Genomic DNA, 22,254 nt, shown 5'->3' on the forward strand with positions numbered 1-22,254 from the left:
AGAAGGCTTTTCCATTATAATATCTCTGCAAGAATGGCTTTTTGAACATGGAGCCTGTTCCCAGCCTGCTGAAAGACAGCGGAATTGTTTCCATCAATGACCTCTGCTGTAACTTCCTCACCGCGATGGGCAGGCAGGCAATGCAAAAAGACGTAATCTTTTTTGGCTTTTTGGACAAGATATTGATTAACCTGATAATCAGCAAAGTCCTTAAGCCTCTTGTCATTCTCTGCTTCCTGGCCCATGCTCGTCCAGACATCTGTATAGATGGCGTCGGCATTAGCAGCAGCTTCTTCAGGATTGGATGTAACGATTACCTTTGAACCGCTTATTTCGGCAAACTCCAGTGATTGCTGCAGAACAGATTGATTTGGTTCATACCCTTCAGGACAGGCAATCGTGAAATTTATCCCCATCTTGGCAGAAGCAATCATTAAAGAATGGGCCACATTATTGCCATCGCCTATATATGCCAGGTTTTGGCCTTTTAACTCCCCATTTTTCTCTTCAATTGTTAGAAGATCTGCAAGAGCCTGGCATGGATGATAAAGATCTGTCAGGCCGTTAATAACCGGGATGTCCGCATGATAAGCAAGTTCCTGGATCTTCTCATGTGAGAACGTGCGGATCATAATCGCATCAACATACTGAGAAAGCACTTTAGCTGTATCCGCAATGCTTTCTCCTCTTCCGAGCTGCAGATCCTGGCTGTTTAGATATAAGGCATGGCCCCCAAGCTGAAGCATCCCTGCTTCAAAGGAAACCCTTGTTCGCGTAGATGACTTTTCAAAAATCATGCCAAGAATTTTCCCTTTTAGGATAGATGTTTCTGCCCCCTGCAGATGAGCTTCCTTTAATTGCTTTGCTCTTTCCAAAAGCCCCTTTATTTCTTCTGCTGAAAAGTCTGCAAGTGTTAGAAAGTCCTTCCCTTTAATATTTAAGCTCTTATCCGCTGCCTGAATTGAAATCATATGACGCCCACTTCCTTTTCTGCCTCATTATTTTTTATGCCCTGCCAATCTTCAATGGATTTTACATCCCATTTGCCTGCCGCCAATGATTTTAATAAGGCAATAAGCGTTTCCTTTTCACTGAAAGTCAAAATTCTGTTTTTGGTTCCCATTTCTCTCATTATTTTATCTTCTTCACTCATTCCTGGATTATATAAAGCAAAGGTTTCCTGTGCATTCCAGTCCACATTGTCTTGAGACAGGAAAACAGGCACAGCTTTAGCCTCATTAATATATTGTGTTAATTCGTCTGTTTTTGGAGAATTTGCTATTACGACACATTTGCCCATAACTCCATTTAAACCAGCATGGAAAGACTTTCTGAGAGCTTCCTCATAATTTGCCGCCAGTGAAATGCCCTCACCTGTTGATTTCATTTCAGGACCTACTTTGCTGTCCAATCCCTTGAGAGCATAATTCGAGAAGACCGGGAATTTTACACAAACAAATGGGAGTTTCGAATCAGCCGGAATTTCATCTTTCGACAAATTATATTTCCCAAGCAATATTTTTGTCGCAATCTCTACCAGCTGCACACCCGTGACCTTGCTGATAATAGGCACCGTTCTGCTTGCACGGGGGTTAATTTCAAGAATAAATACCTCTTCACCCTTCACGATATATTGAATATTCATAAGTCCTTTATAATGGAGCTTTTGCACAATCGCTTTTGCATAGGCCAGCATTTTATTCTGGACTCTCTCTGAAAGATTTTGCGGCGGGAGAACGGACATGCTGTCTCCTGAGTGCACTCCGGTTTTTTCAATATGCTCCATAATTGCCGGTGCACAAATATAATTTCCGTCTGCTGCAAGATCAAGCTCAGCTTCTAAAGCATGCACGAATTGATCAATTAAAATTGGGTAAGGGACATCACCTTTCGTTAAATAACTCTCCAGCTCAGAAGATGAAGAAATACGTTCCATTCCCCTGCCCCCTATAACATAGGATGGGCGGACAAGAATAGGGTATCCAATGTTTTCGGCTGCTTCTTTTAACTCTGCTTCTGAGTGGACAACATCTCCTTTTATCCTCGGGATATTTAAATCATCCAATAGCTGATAAAAATGCTTCCGGTCCTCTAATGCATCAATGGTCTTGGAGTCAGTTCCAAGCAGGGTAACGCCATAAGCTTCAAGATCGGATGCCAGATTCAGAGCTGTCTGCCCGCCAAGCTGCACAATGACTTCTGAAACTCCTTCTGCTTCAATCACATTCAAGATATCCTCAAGAATTAACGGTTCAAAATAGAGCCTGTCAGCGGTCGTATAATCCGTACTAACCGTTTCAGGGTTGTTATTGATCATGATTGTCTCAACGCCTTCATCTTTCAGCGCAAACACTCCCTGAACAGAGCAATAATCAAATTCAATGCCCTGGCCAATCCTGATGGGGCCGCTTCCGATAATCAGGACTTTCCTCTTATCACTCTTCTCCTGTTCATTTTCACCAAAATAACTGGAGTAATAATAATTAGATTGTGCTTCAAATTCAGCTGCGCATGTGTCAACCATTTTATAAGCTGGAAGAATGCCAGCCTCTTTCCGTTTGTCCCTGACTGCTTTCTCCGTTACTTTCCATTCGAATGCAAGAAACATATCACTGAAGCCCTTTTCCTTAAAAAGCTGCAGCTCTTCTTTTGTTGCTCCATCAAGTGTTAAGGAAGAAATGTGTTTTTCCAGTTTCACCATTTCACTGAGTATGTGGAGATAGAAATAATCTATTTTTGTGATAGAGTGCAATGCTTCTAATGAGTGGTTTCTCCGCAGCAATTCAATCACGGTAAAAAATCTTTCGTCAGTCTGCTTTAATAGCAATTCCTCCAGTTCATCTGCCGATTTAGCTGATAAGACTGGTGATATTAAATCCATTCCTTTCACTTCAAGTGAATGGATTGCTTTTAAAAGAGCCCGTTCCAGATTCCGGTCAATACCCATCACCTCTCCGGTGGCTTTCATTTGTGTTCCGAGCTTGCGGTCTGCAGAAGGAAATTTATCAAAAGGCCATTTTGGAAATTTAACAATGACATAATCAAGAGCTGGTTCAAAGCTTGCAAATGTGTCTCCTGTTACAGGGTTGATGATCTCCGATAAGTTATACCCGACTGCAAGTTTTGCAGCCATTCTGGCAATTGGATAGCCTGTTGCTTTGGAAGCAAGGGCAGATGACCTGCTGACTCGCGGATTTACTTCAATCAAGTAATAATTCCTGCTATGCGGATCCAGGGCGAATTGAATGTTGCACCCTCCAATAATGCCCAGCTCTGAAATGATTTTAATGGATGCCGTTCGGAGCATCTGGTACTCATCATCAGTTAAGGTCTGAGAAGGTGCGACAACAATTGAATCACCGGTATGAACCCCTACAGGATCAATATTTTCCATATTGCAAATCGTGATGCATGTATTCTGGGAATCCCGCATAACCTCATACTCTATTTCCTTAAAGCCTGCTATGCTTTTTTCAACCAGACATTGGCTAATCGCACTTTCTTTTATCCCGCCCTGGACCAGGGATGTCAGTTCTTCGAGATCTCCGGCAATTCCCCCGCCTGTTCCGCCAAGGGTATATGCTGGACGGACGATAATAGGGAATCCAATTTCACGGGCAAATTGAAGGGCTTCTTCCACTTCATGGACAATGATGCTTTCAGGAACAGGTTCGTTAAGCTCGTTCATCAGCTTACGAAAAGCTTCCCGGTCTTCACCTTTCTTAATGGATTCAATACTGCTGCCCAAAAGCTTCACTCCATAACGTTCAAGCACACCTGATTCACTCAGTTTAAAAGCAAGATTTAATCCTGTCTGGCCTCCCAGTGTGGCAAGCAGGCCATCTGGGCGTTCTCTCTTTATAATCTTCTCAAGGCTGTCAGCTGTCATCGGCTCGAAATAAACTTTATCAGCAAATGCTTTGTCAGACATAATGGTAGCCGGATTGTTATTAACAAGAATAACCTTATATCCTTCTTCCTTTAATGCTGCGCAGGCCTGAGTTCCTGCATAATCAAATTCTGCTGCCTGCCCGATAACAATCGGGCCTGAGCCAATTACTAATATAGATTGGATACTGGTGTCTTTAGGCATAAGCAAAAACTCTCCTATTCTCCTCTTGAATCATGTTCATAAACTCATCAAAAATATAATCGCCATCCGCTGGCCCCGGATGAGCTTCCGGATGGAATTGCACCGTATGGATTGGCAGAACCTTATGCATCAGTCCCTCAATTGACTGGTCATGAAGGTTTATATAACGGGTTTCAAACCCTGTACCTTTTATGCTCTCGTCATCAACCACATAACTATGATTTTGTGATGACATAAAGACAGTGCTCTTCTTCATGTCCGCAATAGGGTGGTTGGCACCCCTATGGCCAAAGGACAGTTTCTTTGTATTGCCTCCAAATGCTAATGCTGCCAGCTGGTGGCCAAGGCAAATTCCCAAAGATGGATACAGCTCAAGCACCTTTTTTAGTTCCGGGAGTATGCTTTTTAATTCTTTTGGATCTCCAGGCCCATTTGAAAGCACCACACCGTCTGGATTTAGTTTTTTTATCTGTTCAAAGTTTGTATTATATGGAACAGATGTAACCTTGCAAGCTCTTTTCAGCAAAGAATCCACAATTGATTTTTTAGCGCCAAAATCCATGACAACTACATGGATGCTGCCCTCTCCAAAACACTCCATAGCTTGTGAAGATACTTTACAAACTTTTTCATCCTTTGGAAGCAGCAAGCCGTCAGCAGACGTTTCCGAAGAAGACATTTTTGCCGGCATGCTGCCTTCAGAACGGATTTTCTTTACAATGGATCGGGTGTCCATATGCCCTAATAAGGGAATATTCCATTTCTGAAGGTATTCCTGAAGCGAATAAGCCGATTTGTAATGTGAAGGATTTCTGCTTCCTTCATAAACAATAACTCCTGCCACATGAGGTTTCTTGCTCTCAAAATCATTCTCATTTATTCCGTAATTTCCGATTAAAGGATACGTAAACACAATAATTTGGTCCTTATAAGAAGGATCTGTCAATACTTCCTGGTAGCCTGTCATTCCTGTAAAAAAAACAATTTCCCCTTCTATATCCTTTTCAGGCTGATCTGTCAGCCATTGGCCCTTATAGGAATGGCCGCTATTTAAATGAAGGTATCCTTCCATTATCAACACCTCGAAGCAATCTGTATATTTATATAACTTTATTAATTTTTATTCATACACTTGGAAAATAATACAGCTTACACAGCTGATTTTGAAAATTCCTTTAGTATGGATTGCAGAATTTGTACCGCTTCATCTATTTCAGATTTGGATGCTGTCAAAGGAGGCAGCAGCCTCAAAACATTTTCCCCTGCAGGTAATGCCAGCAAGCCCTTGTCTCTTAATTCCTTTAACAAAGATGGAAGGGGGATATCTGATTCAATACCGACCATCAAACCAAGATAGCGGATCTCCTTAACAGCTGAAATCGGTTCAAGCGATTCTGCCAATTTTTCAGCAAGATACTCACTCATTTCCTGAACGTCCTGCAAAAAATCATCATTAAATATTGTCTTCATTGTAGCAATAGCTGCAGCAATGCTGATGGGGTTCCCGCCAAATGTTGATCCATGGCTCCCTGGCCCAAACACCCTTTCTATTGCTTTTCTTCCAATTACAGCGCCTATTGGCATTCCGCTTCCCAGGCCTTTAGCTGCGGTTACGATATCGGGAGCAAGGCCAAAATGCTGAAATCCAAAGGCTTTACCCGTTCTGCCAATGCCGGTCTGAATCTCATCTACTATCAGCAGCGCACCGTATTCTTTGCAAAGCTTCTCTGTTTCTGCAAGAAACTCCTGATTCCCAATGTGAATCCCGCCTTCACCCTGTACAATTTCCAGCATTACAGCGGCTGTTTCCAAATCCAACTCATCCTTTAATGCATTAATATCATTAAAAGGAACATATTTAAATGTTTCCAGCATTGAACCATAGCCATTTTTTATTTTATCCTGGCCAGTTGCAGCCATAGTGGCAAAGGTCCTCCCATGGAATGATTGCTGAAAAGTAATGATTTTTTCCCGTCCCGAAGCTTTCCTGGCAAGTTTGATCGCTGCTTCATTTGCTTCTGCTCCACTGTTGGCAAAGAATACAAGGTCCATGCCCGCAGCTTCTGAGAGTGCCTTTGCTGCATTCTCCTGCTGATCCTGTATGAACAAATTGGAAACATGCCAGAATTTATTCAGCTGTTCGCTGATTGATTTTTGTACAGCTGCTGGACGGTGACCCAGATTGCAGACACCGATTCCTGAGGTGAAGTCCAAATAGCGCTTCCCGCTTTTATCAAAAAGATAACTTCCTTCTGCTTTTTCCGGCTCGACTTCCCACCGGGCATATGTTGGAAATAGGTTACTCAAGTTAAGACCTCCTTCTTGGCAGATATGTTCGTCCCGATCCATATACCATCCTCATAAAACTTTTCTTTACCTGATACAATCATTACGCTATTTAGTCCTTTGCTGATTAAGCTCAAGGCAGAGGTAACTTTTGGAATCATCCCGCCTGTAATTTTTCTATCGTTAATATGCTGTTCAATTTCATCCGCGTCAAGCTGGGGAGAGAGGTTACCGTCAATGAAAATTCCTTTTACATCCGTTACAAAGATGCAATGTTCAGCTTTAATGGCATTGGCAACGGCTGCCGCAGCATAGTCGGCATTGATATTCAGTTTCGTGCCGCCTTCTGAAGCTGCAATAGGAGTAATGACGGGGACCAGGTCTTCGTTAAATAACATATCCAGTACTGACGGATTAACAGCCGTTATTTCTCCAACCAGTCCAAGCTCATCCTGATTGATACATTCTGCCTTTAGTAATCCCGCATCACTGCCATTTACGCCAAAACCTCTCAAACCATGCAGTTCGATCATTGAGGTAAGTTTGCGGTTTGATTGTCCTGACAAGACCATCTCTGCTACCTCCAGAACTTCCGGAGTCGTCTTTCTTAGCCCATTGACAAATTCATGTGGGATATTATAAAGTTCGAGCATGCTGTTAATTGCCGGGCCGCCTCCATGAACAAAAACAATCTGGTATCCTTCATTCTTTAACACTATAAGACTATCAAAAAAATCTTTCCCCAGTTCTTCCATAACACTGCCGCCGCATTTAATGACTATACTTTTCAAATAGCATCCCCCTCAGGTGCGATAGCTTGCATTGATTTTGACATAATCATAGGATAAGTCACATCCCCAGGCCTTCCCTATGCCAGCTCCCTGATGAAGATCCACAGTAATCTGAATGGCAGAATTGGATAAGTACTCTTTTGCTTCTTCTTCAGAAAATGCCAAAGGAACACTATCTTTCAGCATGACTATAGGTCCGATTGCGATATCTACCGAAGACGGATCAATAGCCGGCTGGCCCTGTCCGATTGCCCCGATAATTCTGCCCCAATTGGCATCTGCTCCATATATAGCAGTCTTAACAAGGTTCGAGCCGACAATCTGTTTAGCGATCATTCTTGCATCGTCATCGGTTTTTGTCCCCGATACCTCCACCTCGATCAGCTTTGTTGCTCCCTCACCATCTTTTGCGATCTGTTTGGCAAGACTTTCACAAGTTTTGGAAAGCATCTGTATAAATACATCCCAATCTGGATGATCCGGCGAAAGTTTATTAGTACCGCTGGCTCCATTGGCCATGACCATTACCATATCATTTGTTGAGGTATCCCCATCAACGGTTATCTGATTGAACGTTCGATCGGTAACCTGTTTTAAAGCGAATTGCAAATCAGAGCTGGCTATATTAGCATCAGTTGTAATAAACGCAAGCATGGTTGCCATATTGGGATGAATCATTCCCGAACCCTTTGCAGACCCGCCCATCGTGACTGTTTTTCCATCAATAACTGCAGAATAGCAGCACTTCTTCATCACTAAATCTGTTGTTAATATGGCTGTTTGAAAATCGTCTGAGTGTAATGACTCATTGCCGGGCTTCAGCATCTTAATGCCCTCTGCTATCTTATCCATCTGCATATACTCGCCAATGACACCGGTAGAGGCAACCGCCACATGCTGTTCCTTTAAATTAAATTTATCTGCAGCTGATTTTCTCATTTGATAAGCATCTTTTAGCCCCTGTTCCCCTGTACAGGCATTGGCACATGCGCTATTGACAATAACTGCCTGTATGAGCCCATCTGCTGCAATGCTTTCCTGTGTAACTTTTAGAGGGGCCGCCTGAAAATGGCTGGTTGTATAGACTGCTGCACAGTATGCAGGAGTATCGCTTAAGATAATCCCTAAGTCCTTTTTGGAATAGCGCAGCCCGGCATGAACACCAGCGGCTGTAAAGCCTTTCGGTGTGATGATGCTTCCGGCGGGCAGTTCAGTTACTTCAGCTTGAGATACTAATTGCATTTATCTTTCCTCCTTATGGATAGAGCGGAACAAATCCGAGACCCGCTGCTTCATCACATCCGCTCATTATATTGGCATTTTGCACAGCCTGCCCGGCAGCACCTTTCATTAAATTATCAATCACTGAAACGATTGTCAGTCTGCCCGTTCGGGTGTCCAAATGGATACCTATGTCGCAAAAGTTAGAGCCTGCAACCTCCTTTACAGAAGGGAAGGTATTTTCCGGACGAATCCGGACAAATGGCTGGTATTCATAGACTGATTGATAAAGTTCAAGAATTTGAGAAGAAGAGTATTCCTTGGTCAGCTGAACATAACTGGTTGTCATAATGCCCCGTGTTATCGGAATAAGATGGGTCGTGAAGGTGATAGGCTTCATTTCGGAATTCCATTTCATCAGCTGCTGTTCGATTTCCGGTGTATGCTGATGCTGGTTTACCTTATAAACCCGCAGGTTTTCATTTGCTTCAGCATAGCTTGTTGTTCTCGAAAGCGCCCTTCCCGCCCCAGATACTCCGGATTTTGCATCGATGACAACACTATCTGGTTTTATTAAATTTTCATTTACAACAGGTGCAAGACTTAGCAGAGCAGCTGTGGGATAGCACCCAGGATTAGATATGATTTCTGCGGATGCTATTTCTCTGCGATGCCATTCAGGAAGACCATATACTGCTTTTTCAACAAGATCTTCGCTGGCAGGATCCTTTTTATACCACTCGACATAATCTTTAGCTGGAATTCTTAGGTCACCGGATAGGTCAATTACCTTAACGTCTTTACCTGAAAAATCTTCAGCCAGTTTTCCTGATACTCCAGATGGTGTGGCCAGAAAAACAATATCAGACTGGTCTGCAATTTTGTCTGAATCAATACCCTGCAAATCTTTATCTACGATTCCATATAGATGGGGGTATTCATTCCAAATGGGGATGTCCTCTTTGGTGGAATGAATCGATTTAATGTTAAATTCAGGATGCTGCTTCAGGATACGGAGCAATTCAGCCCCCCCATATCCAGTTGTTCCGATTATTGAAACGTACATAATTGCTCCTTTCATACCCTTTTGCATATTTAATCATTTAAATACATATTTATGAATTTATGTTTCTCTTATTATAGAAACTGGTTCAAAAAATTGCAACCTATTTTACTGAAGTTTTAAAGATTTCTAATATTAATTATCAGCATTTCTTGATAAATGGAAAAAACCGGCCTGTTTAGGCCGGTTTTCAAGTGTGTATGGCAAATAATAACATAAAGAAGAATATGGAAGCATTAGCAATTTCATAAACACCAATTTTTTTAGGTGTAAATGACTTCCCATAAAATGCAATGGACCTGAAAAGGCTGGGAAGAAACGCAGCAGATACAATCCATCCGCCCGCCAGCAGCCAAAGTATCGGTACCGCAGTATGAAAGATCCATGAAACCCATTTAAAGGAACTATTTTTCTTTTCCCTGATCATTGATTTTACATAGAAAGTGCTTCCTGTAAAAAATAAAACAGATGCCGCAAACACAGTCCAGGCCATTGGTGAAATTTCCCCCTGCGGCAAGTAGCTGCTCGCAAGACCTGCTATTGAAAATGCACAAATAGCACTAAAGTCGTTGCCCAATGCTCTATCTCTGTTTTTGGAAGAATAGAGCGCATTAATAATAAAAAAAGGAACCATAAGAAGTCCGAAAATGATAATCGATGGCCTTTCCAGTAAAGGAACTAAAAGGAGTAAAATAGCCGGGACCAGATAAATGGCCGTCCATTTAGAATATAAAGCCATTCTTTTTCTTTTAAATAGCAGAAGGCCTGGATAAGTGGCCAGATATAGTAATATCCATCCTAAAAAAAACGGGATATGAGACCAAATAATATCAGATGCAGCTGCTCCGAGCCAAAATGGCAGAATCAGCATTGCCCAGGCACCATGCTGTTTTGGCATAAATAACTTCATCTATAATACCTCCCCGCTGCTTTCTGCCTATAATATATAATCTTCTGGGTAAATATAAAGTGAAGATTATCACTGATACACGCAACGCCACAAAACGTTCAATTTTGAGGATATTAAAAACAGCCCAATATAGAATTGGGCTGTTCTGCTTCTATCTTTTTTTCATTCTTTCGCTCACTAAATACTCAACAATCCAATCAGGGCCCTTGGGATCACCAATGCTGAAAAACGGAGCTTCAAAATTTGCATCGTTTGGTTTTATAACGTTATCATCCCAGCTGATCACTGTACGGATATTTGTCAATTCCTTCATAAGGTGCATATCTTCATCACTTCTTAGCAAGAGAACCTTAGAATAAGATGCCTTTTTATGACCCTCAATAAGCACGACGTCCGGCTGCAGCTGCAGCACAATCCTTACCTGCTCCTCCAGGCTCCAGCTTTTCTTCTCAGCATGCATAAGCAGTCTGCCTCCCCCTTCTACAAGTGAAGCGGCAGCCCCTGATTCAATATGGCTTGTGGAATCCTTTCCTTCCGGGGCTTCAGGTTTGCCGCCATGACCATGATGTTTAATGGTAATGACAGAAAGCCCCTTCTCTTTTAATCCGGAAATTAATTTATTTATCAACGTTGTTTTTCCGCTGTTTTGATAGCCTGATACCTGAAATATAACAGGTTCCTTTACCATGGCCATTCGCTTCCTTCATGATCCTCAAGCAATAGTACTTCAACGATGTCTCCGTTTCCATAGCCTCTGGTTCCGCCTGGCAGAATCATTAGCGAATTCGCACCGGCAAGACTCATCACAATATTTGATTTATCCACTCCGCTTGGTGCTGCCACCAGTCGTCCTGACAAATAATTTACAGACGTCCTGACAAATCTTGTAAATGGGTTTGCTTTTGGAAATTCTGCGACCAGTTCAGCAGTTTCTTTCCTTAAATGCGGTTTTTCAGAGAACAGCATTTTTCGGATGACTGGTCTTGTAAAAAGCTCAAACCCGACATAGCAGGCAGAAGGATTTCCCGAAAGTCCAAACAGAAGCTTCCCTTCATGCTGGGCAACTGTCGTCACACTGCCTGGCCTCATGGCAACTTTATTGAAAAGCACCTCTGCCTCAAGCTTTTCATAAATGCCCGGCAGATAATCAAAATCGCCCACAGACACCCCGCCTGTAGTAATCAGCATATCCACACGGTTCAACGCTTCTTTCACAGCATTAAAACATGTATCAAATTCGTCAGGAAGCTTTCCATAATAATTAACTTCCGCGCCGGCCCGTTCAATTTGCGCGGTAATCATATGAGCATTGCTGTTTCTGATTTTCCCCGGTTCCAGCGGTTCATGGACCTCCAATAGTTCAGTGCCTGTTGCAAATAATCCAATAACAGGCTTTTTGGCAACAGGCACTTCTGCATAACCAAAGGTTGCGAGAATAGCCTGAATTCCGGGATTGATCTTTGTCCCCTTCTTAATTAAAGAATCTCCTTTTTTTGCATCTTCTCCTTTGAAGGAAACATTGTCTCCAGCTTTATAGGAGCGCTTTATGGACATATAATTCTTACCTTCTTCTTCGTATGCTTTTGCCAGTTCAAGCATTACAACAGCATCGCATTCCTGAGGCATTTGCGCACCAGTCATGATCCTCACAGCCTGGAATGGACCAATGTTTTTAGAAGTCACATGCCCCGCCCCAATGTGGTCTACCACCTCAAATACGACGGGATTTTCCATTGAAGCTTCCTTGGTATCCGCAGAACGGACAGCAAAACCATCATATGGTGATCGATCAAAATGAGGGACATCATGTGTCGCTTTTATATCTTCCGCCAGAAAACGGCCGTTGCTTTCATTAATAGATACGTATTCTGCACTTCCGTTTACTTGATATGCCATGATTTTTTTTACTGCTTCAGCAACAGGAATGGGAGTTCTTTTCTCCAGCATGATATCAGCTCCTATGTACTTTTCTTAGTGTCTTTTCTAATTCAATTATTATAAACGTACATGAAAATCCATAACATGACAATCATCACACTTTCAGTTTTCATCTGTGCAAGATTTTACCCAAATAACTTTATAAAAAACCTGCAAGTGTGATGCCCGTCACCAAATTAAAAAGGAAATTCGTTTATTCTTTAGATAGTTCACAAGATAGAAGGAGGAAAATTAAATGACTATACAAATTACAGAAGATCGTCTGGTAAAAGATATTGTAAATGAATTTCCAAAGACAAGCGATGTTTTTAAACGTCATCGCATTGATTTTTGCTGCGGCGGAAATATTCCGCTGGCGCGAGCTGTTTCAGAGCAGTCAGCGGATATGGACGTCCTGATTAACGAATTAAACGAAATAATTCAAAAGGAACACCAAACAGATGATTTAGAGGTTTGGACAGACAGTACATCAGAAGACATTATTGAACATGTGATCAAGCGATATCATCGTCCTCTTGAAGAAGAACTATCATTATTAAGTCCGTATGTAACAAAGGTATCAAGAGTTCATGGAGAGAGCCATGAGGAGCTTCTTAAAGTCCATCAATTATTCTTTGAATTGAAGCACGAGCTTCTTGAACATACTTCCAAAGAAGAAGAGTCAGTTTTTCCACTTCTGCTGAAGCTTGAAGACCCTAAAGTTGAAAATCGCGAAGAAATCATCAGCTATATCCGGGAGCTTGAGAAGGAGCATGATCATGCAGGTTCAATTCTAAAGGAATTGAGGGAAATTACAGCTGATTTTACTCCTCCAGCAGATGCATGCGGATCTTACCGTCTTGTATATAAGCGGCTTGAAGATCTGGAAAGCCAAACATTCATGCATGTTCATCTGGAAAATAATATTCTTTTTCCTCGATATATTTAAACACTCATTATCTGCAGCCGATTTCGGCTGCAGATTTTTTGTGCATTCAAACGGCAAAAATAAAAGCCTGCCCGCTGTGTCCTTTTCTCATGACACAGCAAAGCATGCTTTTTTATCCCCCAATATAGGACATTTCAATCTTTTTCCTGTTTGCAGCAGTTTCTTCTGTCCGTTCGTCTGAATACCTGTCTTTTCTGCCATTCCAAATCTTAATAATCCGATCGGTAATTTCTTTGTCCGTGGCCCCTTTTCTCATAAATTCCTTTAAATCGTGCCCTTCCCCATTAAATAGGCACGTGAATATTTGGCCGTTTGCTGACAATCTTGAACGAGTGCAGCTAGAACAGAAAGATTCAGAAACAGATGTAATGAACCCAACATCTACACCGCTGTCTTTATAGCGGTATCGCTTGGCCACCTCTCCGAAATAATCCGGATCTACCGGCTCCAATAAATAGTGTTCCTTTAAGATGTCATAAATCTCTTTTTTAGTAACAACCTCGTCCATTTTCCAGCCGTTCGTGCTGCCGACATCCATGTATTCAATAAAGCGGAGCTGTAAGCCGTTATCTTTGCAGAACTTAGCCATCGGGACAATTTCAGAATCATTCAGGCCTTTTTTGACCACCATATTAATCTTCACGCCAAGTCCTGCTTCTTTTGCTGCTTCAATCCCTTTAATGACTGGTTTGACACCCACATTGCGTCCGTTGATTTGTCCGAAAAGCTCATCATCCAGACTGTCAAGACTGATGTTAACCCTCAGCAGTCCTGCTTCCTTTAAGTCCTTCGCATGTTTGGGAAGCAATACACCGTTGGTGGTTAGTCCAATATCTTTTAATCCCTCAATGTCTGAAAGCATTTTGACAAGTTTAGGCATGTCCTTTCTCATAAGGGGCTCCCCGCCTGTTAACCTGATCTTCTCCACTCCAAGGTTTACGAAAATCTTAGCCAGTCGTTCAATTTCCTCATAGCTTAGCAGCTCGCTTTTTGGAAGAAAAGCAAAATCAGGACCGAAGATTTCTGCCGGCATGCAATATTGGCAGCGGAAATTACAGCGGTCAATGACAGAAATGCGCAGGTCTCTTAAAGGTCTATTCAATTTATCTTTAATAATGGTTTTAGCCATTCCGTTCAACTCCATTTAAAGAGTGACTTTATTAAGCTTTCTATACAGATGTATATTTTAGCCTTTCCCTTAAAATAACAGAAATAACCCAGTATCTCAAATTAAGGGCTTTTACTATTAGAACATACAATCGCTGCAATGTTAATAGGGAATTGCTGTTTATTAGTTAAGACTGACCATTTCTATAGAAAATGCCACAATAAAGACACAAAAGCCGGCAATGTTATCACTATACAAATGATATTATTGTGAAAAAAGACAGTTGTTATATGAAGGAGGATTCCCATGGCTCATACAGCCATTAAACAGACACATTCCATTGAAATTAAAGAGCTTCTTCATTTCGCTGACCGTCATATGAAAACACAGAAAGGGGCTTATATTTTTCAGGAAGGCATGGATGCTGATGAGCTATATATCATCCTTTCCGGCAAGATTCAAATCAGCAAGATAACAGCGGACGGCAGGGAACTCACCTTCAGGCTATGCGGGGAAAATGAAATCATTGGTGAGCTGACCTTATTTACCAGTGACCCAAAATATTTATTGAATGCTTTAGTTCTTGAAGCTGGTGAGGTAGCTGTGATAAAAAAAGATGTCCTGGAAAAGGAGATTTTTAAAAATAGTACTCTGGCCTATGAATTTATGAAATGGATGAGCGACCATTTCCGCAATACACAGACCAAATTCAGAGACCTTGTGCTTAATGGGAAAAAAGGTGCCCTGTATTCAACTCTTATCAGAATGACTAACAGCTATGGCGTAACTGTGAATGGCGGCACACTTATCGATCTGCCCCTTACGAACCAGGAGCTTGGGAATTTCTGCGGCACCTCCAGAGAGAGCACCAACCGGATACTGGGTGAACTAAAGAAGGACGGTATTATTACAATAATGAATGGAAAAATTACAGTTAAAGATCTTCAGTATTTAAAAAATGAAATAGGCTGTGAAAATTGCCCCGCCGTATACTGCAGCATTGAATAGGAGCGCAGTCACACTGCACTCCTATTCCTTTTATGCTTTTGCCGCTTTCTTTCTAAGTGCCTTAGGAATATATACACAAAACGGCTCGCTCTCCATATAATCCCCTGTCATGGCAAATGCACGTGACCTTGATCCTCCGCAAACATAACGGAATTCACATTGACCGCATTTCCCTTTGTATTTATCAGGATTTCTGAGATCTTTAAAAATGGGCGATTCCCTGTATATTTCAGCCAGCGGCTGTTCCCTTACATTTCCTGCTTTAACAGGCAAAAGCCCACTTGGATAAACGTCCCCAATGTGTGAAATGAAAACAAACCCGTTTCCGTCATTTACTCCTTTAGGCGCCCTGCCTAAACCATCTATAGAACCCGTCAGCCCTTGCTGTGTAAGTGCATCGAGATATTGAATATCCTCATTTTGAGCCTTTGCTTCCTTCATTTTTTGCTGAATGACAACTCGGCGATAATGCTGGGCAGCTGTTGTCTTAATATCGAAGGAAACCTTTTTGCTTAAGTTATACAGCCATGTAAATACCTTCTCATGCTCAACCGGTGAGATCATATCTTTTTCCTGCCCTCTCCCTGTTGGGACGAGGAAAAACACACTCCATAGAACACATTTGAGTTCTTCTACAACCTTGGCCATCTCCTCCAGGTAATCGATATTATAGCGCGAGATCACTGTATTAATTTGGACTGGAATTTCAAGCTCGTGTAAATATTTTATCCTTTCAATCGTTAATTCAAAGGAACCGGAAGTCCCTCTAAAATGGTCATGAATTTCTGCATTTGGTCCATCAAGGCTGAAAGCCCATCGAGCCAAGCCGACCTGTTTGGCTTTTTCAATAGCCTCTTTTGTTACATTTGGTGTCGCACTTGGCGTCATGGAAACACGAACGCCTTTTTTCACGGCATATTCGGCAATGTCGAATACATCCTGCCTCATTAATGGATCTCCACCCGTAAACACAAGCATAGGGTTGTTCATTTCCTTGATTTGGTCAATCAGAGCCTTTCCTTCTTCAAAGGAAAGTTCCCTCGGATCTCTCCTGTACTGCGCTTCCGCACGGCAATGCAGACATTTTAGCTGGCATGCCCTTGTTAATTCCCATATCACAATAAAAGGGTCATTATTAAAATCTCTATCAAATCCCATTAGAAATGCCTCCTTGATGGCCTTACTCCCGGCCATTTGTCAACGCAAAGCAAACTATATTTTGTCTTTCCATTGTTATTATAGGATAATCGGCATGTGAAATAAGTGAACTACCTCACAAGGGCACAAAAAAACAGCAGGAAATACTCCTGCTGTTTTGAGCTTAAATTTTATCGTACGCCAAGTGCAATTTTTGCATAGCGGGACATTTTGTCCTTGGACCAAGGCGGGTTCCAGACAATATTCACTTCAGTGTCTTTTACTTCAGGGATATCTGCCAGCGCAGACTTTACTTGTTCAACAATTGTGCCTGCCAAAGGACAGCCCATGGAAGTAAGAGTCATATCAACTATAGCTTTCCCTTCCTCTTCCATTTTCACATCATATACCAAGCCTAAGTTTACAATGTCTATCCCCAGCTCAGGGTCTACTACAAGCTCCAGTGCACCCATAATGCTGTCTTTTAAATCCTGATCCATATCTGCAGCACTCCTTCATTATTTACTATCTTTATCTTAACAAAAATTTAAATGAAATGAAAAAATACAGGTTATAAATGTTCCTCAAACCATTTAACTGTTTCAAGCAGCCCCTCCCTGCTGACTTTATGCCCCGCCTGTTCATCTGATATAAACAGGAGGTTTTCAGGTGAGTCACTATACAGGGGCTGGATGGTCTCATAAAATTGGTATGTATAGGAATAAGGAACAACCGGGTCCTTTTTGCCATGCCAGAACATGAGCGGCCTTCCGCCAAGCTTTTCTGGCTGAAGGCCCAGATCCCGCTCCCTAAGAATTTTCAGAAGATCTGCTAGTTCTTCATTTGTGAGCGGAACCTTAATATTATTTTTCTTCAGTTCATCGAGCTGAAGCTGAGCAAACTTTTCATAATACGGCATACCCATAAGGCTAACTGCAGTTTTGACCCATTCATACTGTGTCAGGGCGCCCAAAGTTACTATTCCCCCCATGGAGGTGCCCACAAGGCCTATTCTTCCCTGATCAATCAGGTCCCAATCCTCATAGACATTCCTGATTATGTTCAATTCAGCAATGGTATTCAGAACAATATCCCATAGCTTGAAATTTAAATCGCTGCCTGATAAGCCTTCCGATCTTTCCCCATGAAATAAGGTGTCCGGAAGCACTACCCTAAACCCCTTTTCTGCAAGGAGATAGGCATAGTGCAGATTATGTTCTTTGGCACTCGTAAACCCATGAACAAAAATGATAAAAGGCAGGGGTCCCCCTTTTATTTCCTGTCTGGCAAGTTCAAGAACAGGAATTTCTCTGATAAGCTTATGTTCAATAACAACCACAATTTTTCCTCCTAAACCTGTAGTACCAAAGTGAATTTTTTTACAAAATTATAATAATATTGATAACATATATGTATAAAATGATTTTGTAAAAATTTTAGCTCCTGTCTTTATGTAAATTCTTTCTATTTTTCAGTTTAACATGTGGACTTTTCTTTTCCAAAACCTTTACACTTAGAAGAAAAGCGGGGCATACTTCAATATAAGCAATGAGCTGCAGTCCGCTGACTGCAATTAATTATTATTATAAAGTGCTGAGCGCTTAGAAGGAGATCTTATGGCAGAAAAACATTTAATTGCATTGGACCTTGATGGCACATTATTAAAAGATGACAAAACCATCTCGGCTAAAACTAAAATGATTATTCAAAAGGCACGTGAACAAGGGCATGAAGTGATGATTGCCACCGGAAGGCCATTTCGCTCCAGTGAAATTTACTATCGTGAAATGGAATTGACTACACCGATTGTCAATTTCAATGGTGCATACATACATCATCCTAAAGACCATAATTGGGGTGTTTACCACACACCACTGCAAATGAACGTTGCAAAGGAAATTGTCGAAGCCGTTAATAGCTATACTATTCATAATATCGTGGCAGAAGTTATTGATGATGTTTATTTACACTACCATGATGAGAAGCTTCTCGACATCTTCGGTTTTGGCGATCCGAATATTACAACCGGGGATTTGCGCAATTACTTAAAAGATAATCCGACAAGCATGCTGATCCATACTGATGAGGAACATGTAAAGTCCATCAGAAATCATCTTTCCGAGGTCCATGCCGAAGTAATTGACCACCGCAGATGGGCGGCTCCCTGGCACGTCATTGAAATCGTGAAAACGGGACTGAATAAAGCTGTTGGCCTCAAAAAAGCAGCTGATTACTTCCAAATACCGCCCGAGCGCATCATTGCTTTTGGCGATGAGGACAATGATCTTGAAATGCTTGAATTTGCAGGCTACGGGATTGCCATGGGCAATGCTATCGACCAGGTGAAAAATATTGCCAAAGAGGTCACATTAACCAATGAGGAAGATGGAATAGGCATTTATCTAAATGACTTATTAAATCTTAAAGCTCTTTAAGCAGCTGACCAAAAAGAATTAAAATGAAACCATTAAATCCCCTTTTTAAATCCTTCCTTTAGAGCATACTAAAGATGAAGCAGCCCAATTGCGGCTTCAAACTCTTTCATGGAGGGGATTCGAATGGGTAAACGTAATAAATCAAAACGCTTCGTTCAACAGGGTGCTGATACTGTTAGTAAGCATGATGAGCGTATCCCGTACCACATGACCTATGCTGAGGCGGAAGCCCAAAAATTAGCTAATGTGAAAGAATCATCCCTCGGAGGAATATAGCGATGGGTAACAGATTATTTCAGGAAGCCAGAAAATATGTGGAAATAGCTAAAAATTCTGCAGGCGAAGAATCTGTTTCCAGAGCAAAAAATGCTTTAAGTTCTGCATTTGCCAACTCCACCGCGGCTGAACAGGCACAGCTCCGGGAGATGCAGCAGGAACTTGAACAATATTCGCAGTATCGCTAAAAAGAGCTGGCGGCCTCAATGGCTGCCAGCTCTTTTTACCTCCTTTCCAGGATAACAGAAAAGGAATTTATTATATCTCCGTTTACATCTTTTTCATATAAATGCAAAAGCACTGTTCCGTTTTCAGGGAGGTTTTCAGAAGGAAGGCTTATTTTTATCCTAAAGCTCTTCCAATCATTTGATGAAGCCACTATGGCCTTTTCAGCCTGCAGCTCATTATGGCCGTCTTCAACTGCATACCATAGCTTTCCGCTTATTGGGCGAGCTTTAAATAATATTATATATTCGCCGTTCCCGCCTGTAACCTTTGCCTGGCTAAAGGAAGGATTTTGGCCCGGGATATATACAGATGCTTCAGTTTCAGGTTTTGTCTCAAACTCTTTGCCATTTAAGTTTGATGCCAGAAGCCTGGCTTTTACTATGTACTCTCCCTCCTGAACTCTTTTCCCTTTATGCCTGTAATCCCACTGCTCTTTCCATACTTTGCTATCATCCGGTTTGACACCAATGGTTTGAAAAGCTTGTAAAAATGCTTTTCCTTCAGAGGAGGAATATACCTTTTCACCTTCTTGAGAGAAAATTTCCACTTCGTAGAACTGTGAGGATCCAAACTCAAAGCTCAGCGGATAATTGGCCTTATTACTCAGAAGCAAATCGATTTTTAGTGTTTCCTGTCCTGCTTGAGGCATTACTTTGAAATCAAATGGCATTTCCTTTATAGAAGCTTCAAAACTTTGCAAAGGCATAGTGAGGATAATCACAGCAGCAGCCAAAAGCCGAAGCATCCTTCATCCCTCCATTCATTTAATCCCTGCGGAAGAAGCCATATACACCAGCTGTTTGAACAATATTTGTAAAAGCATTCGGATCCACTTCTTTTATGATTCTTTCAAGGTCAAATAACTCGTAGCGGGTGATGACAATCATCATCATTTCCTTATTTTCATTTGTAAAAGCCCCCTTTGCAGGGAAAGTTGTTATTCCCCTGACAAGTTTGTCATGGATTGCTTTTTTCATTTCTTCGGATTTTTTCGTGATAATCAGAGCTGTGAGTTTTTCATGTCTGGTGTGAATGGCATCAATAACCCTGGTAGAAGCATAAAGGGTTACAAGGGTGTACAGTGCTTTCTCCCAGCCATACAAAAATCCGGCCGTTATAATAATAATGGCGTTAAGTGTGAAAAAATATGTACCGACAGGTTTGTCTTTCATTCGGGACAAGACCATCGCAATGATATCCATTCCTCCTGTGGATGCCCCCCATTTAAGTGTCATCCCTACACCTACAGCTGCTATGACACCTCCAAAAACGGCATTAAGCAGGATATCTTTTGATACGTGGATTACAGGTATGACTTCCAGGAAAAAAGACATCAGGAATACGCTTAGAAAACTATAAATCGTAAACGAACGGCCAACCTTTTTCCAGGCTAATATGGTAACAGGGATGTTTAGAATGAACAGCAATATCCCTGTTGATCCGAAATCACCAAGAATGCTTGATAAGAGCTGTGCAACGCCTGTAAAACCGCTTGCATATACATTAGCGGGTATAAGAAAAAAATTCATCGCGATTGCATTCAATACCGCGCCAATCAATACAATAAATACTTTCTTAAATTCTAGCCAAACCATTTTTTACCCCCTGATTTTTTATTATTTCTTTACCCCAATAAGGCGCATTTTCAACACAATTCATTGTTTTTTCTCCTTGATTTCTATAAACTTAATTCATATAGTTTGAAAGCAGGTGAAAGATAATGTCAGTAAAAATTCTAGCTGACAGTGCGTGTGACTTGCCGCTTAGCTTTTATAAAGAACATGGCGTCACACTTTTCCCGTTACAGGTTCAACTGAATGATGGAGAATATGAAGATTTAGTCACCATAGAACCCAAGGATGTTTATAGAGCTATACGGGAAGGCCAAATGCCTAAAACATCTCAGGTATCCCCTCTTCTTTTTGAGGAAACGTTCAATAAAATGGCAGAAAACAATGAAGACGGCATTTATATAGCTTTTTCCTCCGAACTTTCGGGTACATACCAGACTGCTGTCATGATACTGGAGCAAGTAAAAGAGAAATACCCCGATTTCAAATTAGCCATCATCGATTCCAAGGCTGCTTCATTGGGATATGGATTAATTGTGAAGGCTGCTGCAGCTGCAGCGCAATCAGGCGCATCCAAGGAAGACCTCCAGAAAATAATCGAATCTCGCTGCCGGAACCTCGAGAGCTTATTTACTGTAAATGATCTTGAATACCTTGCAAAAGGCGGCCGCGTTTCGAAAGCCTCGGCATTTCTTGGCGGACTTTTAAATATTAAACCTCTTTTAACAGTAGAAGATGGCAAACTTGTGCCGATCGAGAAACTGCGCGGCAAGAAAAAGCTTCTTCGCCGCATTATTGAGCTGATGAAAGAAAATGGGACCTCCTTTGAGAAGCAGACTGTCGGCATCAGCCATGCTGATGATGAAGACACAGCTCTTGAAATGCAAAAGCTGATACTGGACGAGCTTAATGCCAAAGAAGTTTATATTACATCCATCGGCTCTGCAATCGGGGCCCATACAGGCCCGGGATCTATCGCGATTTTCTACCTTAAGCAAATCTAAACCATAAGTGCAGGATACATACTCCATTTCATTCTGACAGACAATATGACTGTACTTCAGTTATATTCCTGAAGGCTAAACCTATCAGTATGAAAGGAGTATTTTTATTATGCCGCATACTTCCGATAATGATAAGAAAGCGAAAGACAATAATGCGCTTCTCCACGAAAAAAATATGATGCGCGAGAAAAACCGCAAAGCCGGGAAAAACCAATATTCAAAAAAGACAGATCATCTTTAATAATAAAACGGGCAAG

General features: G+C 41.6%; 23 protein-coding genes. 7 read left to right on the forward strand and 16 right to left on the reverse strand.

Annotation, left to right across the window (positions count from 1 at the left end; translation table 11 throughout):
• Nucleotides 1-14: 14 nt before the first annotated feature.
• The 10 genes from argF to NYE23_RS13940 form a co-directional block, all read right to left on the reverse strand.
• Nucleotides 15-971 carry an ornithine carbamoyltransferase gene (gene argF, locus NYE23_RS13895; protein ID WP_341078691.1) on the reverse strand — a complete coding sequence of 319 codons (957 nt, stop codon included), beginning with the start codon at nucleotides 969-971 and terminating at the stop codon, nucleotides 15-17.
• The gene (locus NYE23_RS13900; protein WP_341078692.1) at nucleotides 968-4,093 is read right to left on the reverse strand and encodes a carbamoyl phosphate synthase large subunit; all 3,126 of its coding nucleotides are present in this window, start codon (nucleotides 4,091-4,093) and stop codon (nucleotides 968-970) included. The genes argF and NYE23_RS13900 overlap by 4 nt, the downstream gene beginning before the upstream one ends.
• Nucleotides 4,086-5,165, reverse strand: a complete 1,080-nt coding sequence (locus NYE23_RS13905; RefSeq protein WP_341078695.1) for a carbamoyl phosphate synthase small subunit — start codon at nucleotides 5,163-5,165, stop codon at nucleotides 4,086-4,088. The genes NYE23_RS13900 and NYE23_RS13905 overlap by 8 nt, the downstream gene beginning before the upstream one ends.
• Before the next feature lie 77 nt (nucleotides 5,166-5,242).
• Nucleotides 5,243-6,400, reverse strand: coding sequence for an acetylornithine transaminase (locus tag NYE23_RS13910; RefSeq protein WP_341078697.1), 1,158 nt, complete (start codon nucleotides 6,398-6,400; stop codon nucleotides 5,243-5,245).
• Nucleotides 6,397-7,170, reverse strand: a complete 774-nt coding sequence (gene argB / locus NYE23_RS13915; RefSeq protein ID WP_341078698.1) for an acetylglutamate kinase — start codon at nucleotides 7,168-7,170, stop codon at nucleotides 6,397-6,399. The genes NYE23_RS13910 and argB overlap by 4 nt, the downstream gene beginning before the upstream one ends.
• A gap of 12 nt (nucleotides 7,171-7,182) precedes the next feature.
• Entirely contained in the window at nucleotides 7,183-8,412 is a 1,230-nt protein-coding gene (argJ, locus tag NYE23_RS13920) for a bifunctional ornithine acetyltransferase/N-acetylglutamate synthase (RefSeq protein WP_341078700.1), read from the reverse strand.
• A gap of 13 nt (nucleotides 8,413-8,425) precedes the next feature.
• A complete protein-coding gene (gene argC, locus NYE23_RS13925; protein ID WP_341078702.1) occupies nucleotides 8,426-9,457 on the reverse strand; it encodes an N-acetyl-gamma-glutamyl-phosphate reductase in 1,032 nt (343 codons plus the stop codon).
• A 187-nt stretch (nucleotides 9,458-9,644) separates the two neighbouring features.
• A complete protein-coding gene (locus tag NYE23_RS13930; RefSeq protein ID WP_341078704.1) occupies nucleotides 9,645-10,364 on the reverse strand; it encodes a YwiC-like family protein in 720 nt (239 codons plus the stop codon).
• 151 nt (nucleotides 10,365-10,515) lie between these two features.
• Nucleotides 10,516-11,058, reverse strand: a complete 543-nt coding sequence (mobB, locus tag NYE23_RS13935) for a molybdopterin-guanine dinucleotide biosynthesis protein B (protein ID WP_341078707.1) — start codon at nucleotides 11,056-11,058, stop codon at nucleotides 10,516-10,518.
• The gene (locus NYE23_RS13940) at nucleotides 11,046-12,311 is read right to left on the reverse strand and encodes a molybdopterin molybdotransferase MoeA (protein WP_341078709.1); all 1,266 of its coding nucleotides are present in this window, start codon (nucleotides 12,309-12,311) and stop codon (nucleotides 11,046-11,048) included. Before NYE23_RS13940 ends, mobB begins: the two co-directional genes overlap by 13 nt.
• Before the next feature lie 226 nt (nucleotides 12,312-12,537).
• On the opposite strand from NYE23_RS13940, the gene ric reads away from it, so the two are divergent.
• Nucleotides 12,538-13,230, forward strand: a complete 693-nt coding sequence (gene ric / locus NYE23_RS13945; protein WP_341078712.1) for an iron-sulfur cluster repair di-iron protein — start codon at nucleotides 12,538-12,540, stop codon at nucleotides 13,228-13,230.
• 112 nt (nucleotides 13,231-13,342) lie between these two features.
• Here the strand turns inward: ric and moaA are convergent, their stop codons facing one another.
• Nucleotides 13,343-14,359 carry a GTP 3',8-cyclase MoaA gene (gene moaA / locus NYE23_RS13950; protein WP_341078715.1) on the reverse strand — a complete coding sequence of 339 codons (1,017 nt, stop codon included), beginning with the start codon at nucleotides 14,357-14,359 and terminating at the stop codon, nucleotides 13,343-13,345.
• Nucleotides 14,360-14,644: 285 nt separating this feature from the next.
• Between moaA and NYE23_RS13955 the strand changes: the two genes are divergently transcribed.
• Nucleotides 14,645-15,346 (forward strand): Crp/Fnr family transcriptional regulator, encoded by a 702-nt coding sequence (locus NYE23_RS13955; RefSeq protein ID WP_341078718.1) that lies wholly within the window; start codon nucleotides 14,645-14,647, stop codon nucleotides 15,344-15,346.
• A 30-nt stretch (nucleotides 15,347-15,376) separates the two neighbouring features.
• On the opposite strand, the gene NYE23_RS13960 is transcribed toward NYE23_RS13955, so the two are convergent.
• The 3 genes from NYE23_RS13960 to NYE23_RS13970 form a co-directional block, all read right to left on the reverse strand.
• Nucleotides 15,377-16,504 (reverse strand): TIGR04053 family radical SAM/SPASM domain-containing protein, encoded by a 1,128-nt coding sequence (locus NYE23_RS13960; RefSeq protein WP_341078720.1) that lies wholly within the window; start codon nucleotides 16,502-16,504, stop codon nucleotides 15,377-15,379.
• Nucleotides 16,505-16,674: 170 nt separating this feature from the next.
• Nucleotides 16,675-16,983, reverse strand: coding sequence for a metal-sulfur cluster assembly factor (locus tag NYE23_RS13965; RefSeq protein WP_048011912.1), 309 nt, complete (start codon nucleotides 16,981-16,983; stop codon nucleotides 16,675-16,677).
• Between the two features lie 71 nt (nucleotides 16,984-17,054).
• Nucleotides 17,055-17,822, reverse strand: coding sequence for an alpha/beta fold hydrolase (locus NYE23_RS13970; RefSeq protein WP_341078723.1), 768 nt, complete (start codon nucleotides 17,820-17,822; stop codon nucleotides 17,055-17,057).
• A gap of 277 nt (nucleotides 17,823-18,099) precedes the next feature.
• Here NYE23_RS13970 and NYE23_RS13975 point away from each other — a divergent pair, with 277 nt between their 5' ends.
• The 3 genes from NYE23_RS13975 to NYE23_RS13985 all read left to right on the forward strand — a co-directional run bounded on the left by NYE23_RS13975 (nucleotide 18,100) and on the right by NYE23_RS13985 (nucleotide 19,382).
• A complete protein-coding gene (locus tag NYE23_RS13975; protein WP_341078725.1) occupies nucleotides 18,100-18,918 on the forward strand; it encodes a Cof-type HAD-IIB family hydrolase in 819 nt (272 codons plus the stop codon).
• 123 nt (nucleotides 18,919-19,041) lie between these two features.
• Entirely contained in the window at nucleotides 19,042-19,194 is a 153-nt protein-coding gene (locus NYE23_RS13980) for a hypothetical protein (protein WP_174750431.1), read from the forward strand.
• A gap of 2 nt (nucleotides 19,195-19,196) precedes the next feature.
• Nucleotides 19,197-19,382 carry a DUF3813 domain-containing protein gene (locus NYE23_RS13985; RefSeq protein WP_341078727.1) on the forward strand — a complete coding sequence of 62 codons (186 nt, stop codon included), beginning with the start codon at nucleotides 19,197-19,199 and terminating at the stop codon, nucleotides 19,380-19,382.
• A 35-nt stretch (nucleotides 19,383-19,417) separates the two neighbouring features.
• Here NYE23_RS13985 and NYE23_RS13990 read toward each other — a convergent pair whose 3' ends face one another.
• Both NYE23_RS13990 and NYE23_RS13995 read right to left on the reverse strand, forming a co-directional pair.
• On the reverse strand, nucleotides 19,418-20,167 hold the full coding sequence (locus NYE23_RS13990) for a BsuPI-related putative proteinase inhibitor (protein ID WP_341078729.1): 750 nt from the start codon (nucleotides 20,165-20,167) through the stop codon (nucleotides 19,418-19,420).
• A gap of 19 nt (nucleotides 20,168-20,186) precedes the next feature.
• The gene (locus tag NYE23_RS13995; RefSeq protein ID WP_341078732.1) at nucleotides 20,187-21,017 is read right to left on the reverse strand and encodes a YitT family protein; all 831 of its coding nucleotides are present in this window, start codon (nucleotides 21,015-21,017) and stop codon (nucleotides 20,187-20,189) included.
• A gap of 125 nt (nucleotides 21,018-21,142) precedes the next feature.
• Here NYE23_RS13995 and NYE23_RS14000 point away from each other — a divergent pair, with 125 nt between their 5' ends.
• Both NYE23_RS14000 and NYE23_RS14005 read left to right on the forward strand, forming a co-directional pair.
• Nucleotides 21,143-21,997: a DegV family protein gene (locus NYE23_RS14000; protein WP_341078734.1), complete on the forward strand. Its 855-nt coding sequence runs from the start codon at nucleotides 21,143-21,145 to the stop codon at nucleotides 21,995-21,997.
• Between the two features lie 109 nt (nucleotides 21,998-22,106).
• Nucleotides 22,107-22,238 (forward strand): DUF3941 domain-containing protein, encoded by a 132-nt coding sequence (locus tag NYE23_RS14005; RefSeq protein ID WP_009331260.1) that lies wholly within the window; start codon nucleotides 22,107-22,109, stop codon nucleotides 22,236-22,238.
• The last annotated feature ends 16 nt before the right edge of the window (nucleotides 22,239-22,254 follow it).

Origin of the sequence: Cytobacillus sp. FSL H8-0458, assembly GCF_038002165.1 — a bacterium.
GTDB lineage: Bacteria > Bacillota > Bacilli > Bacillales > Cytobacillaceae > Cytobacillus.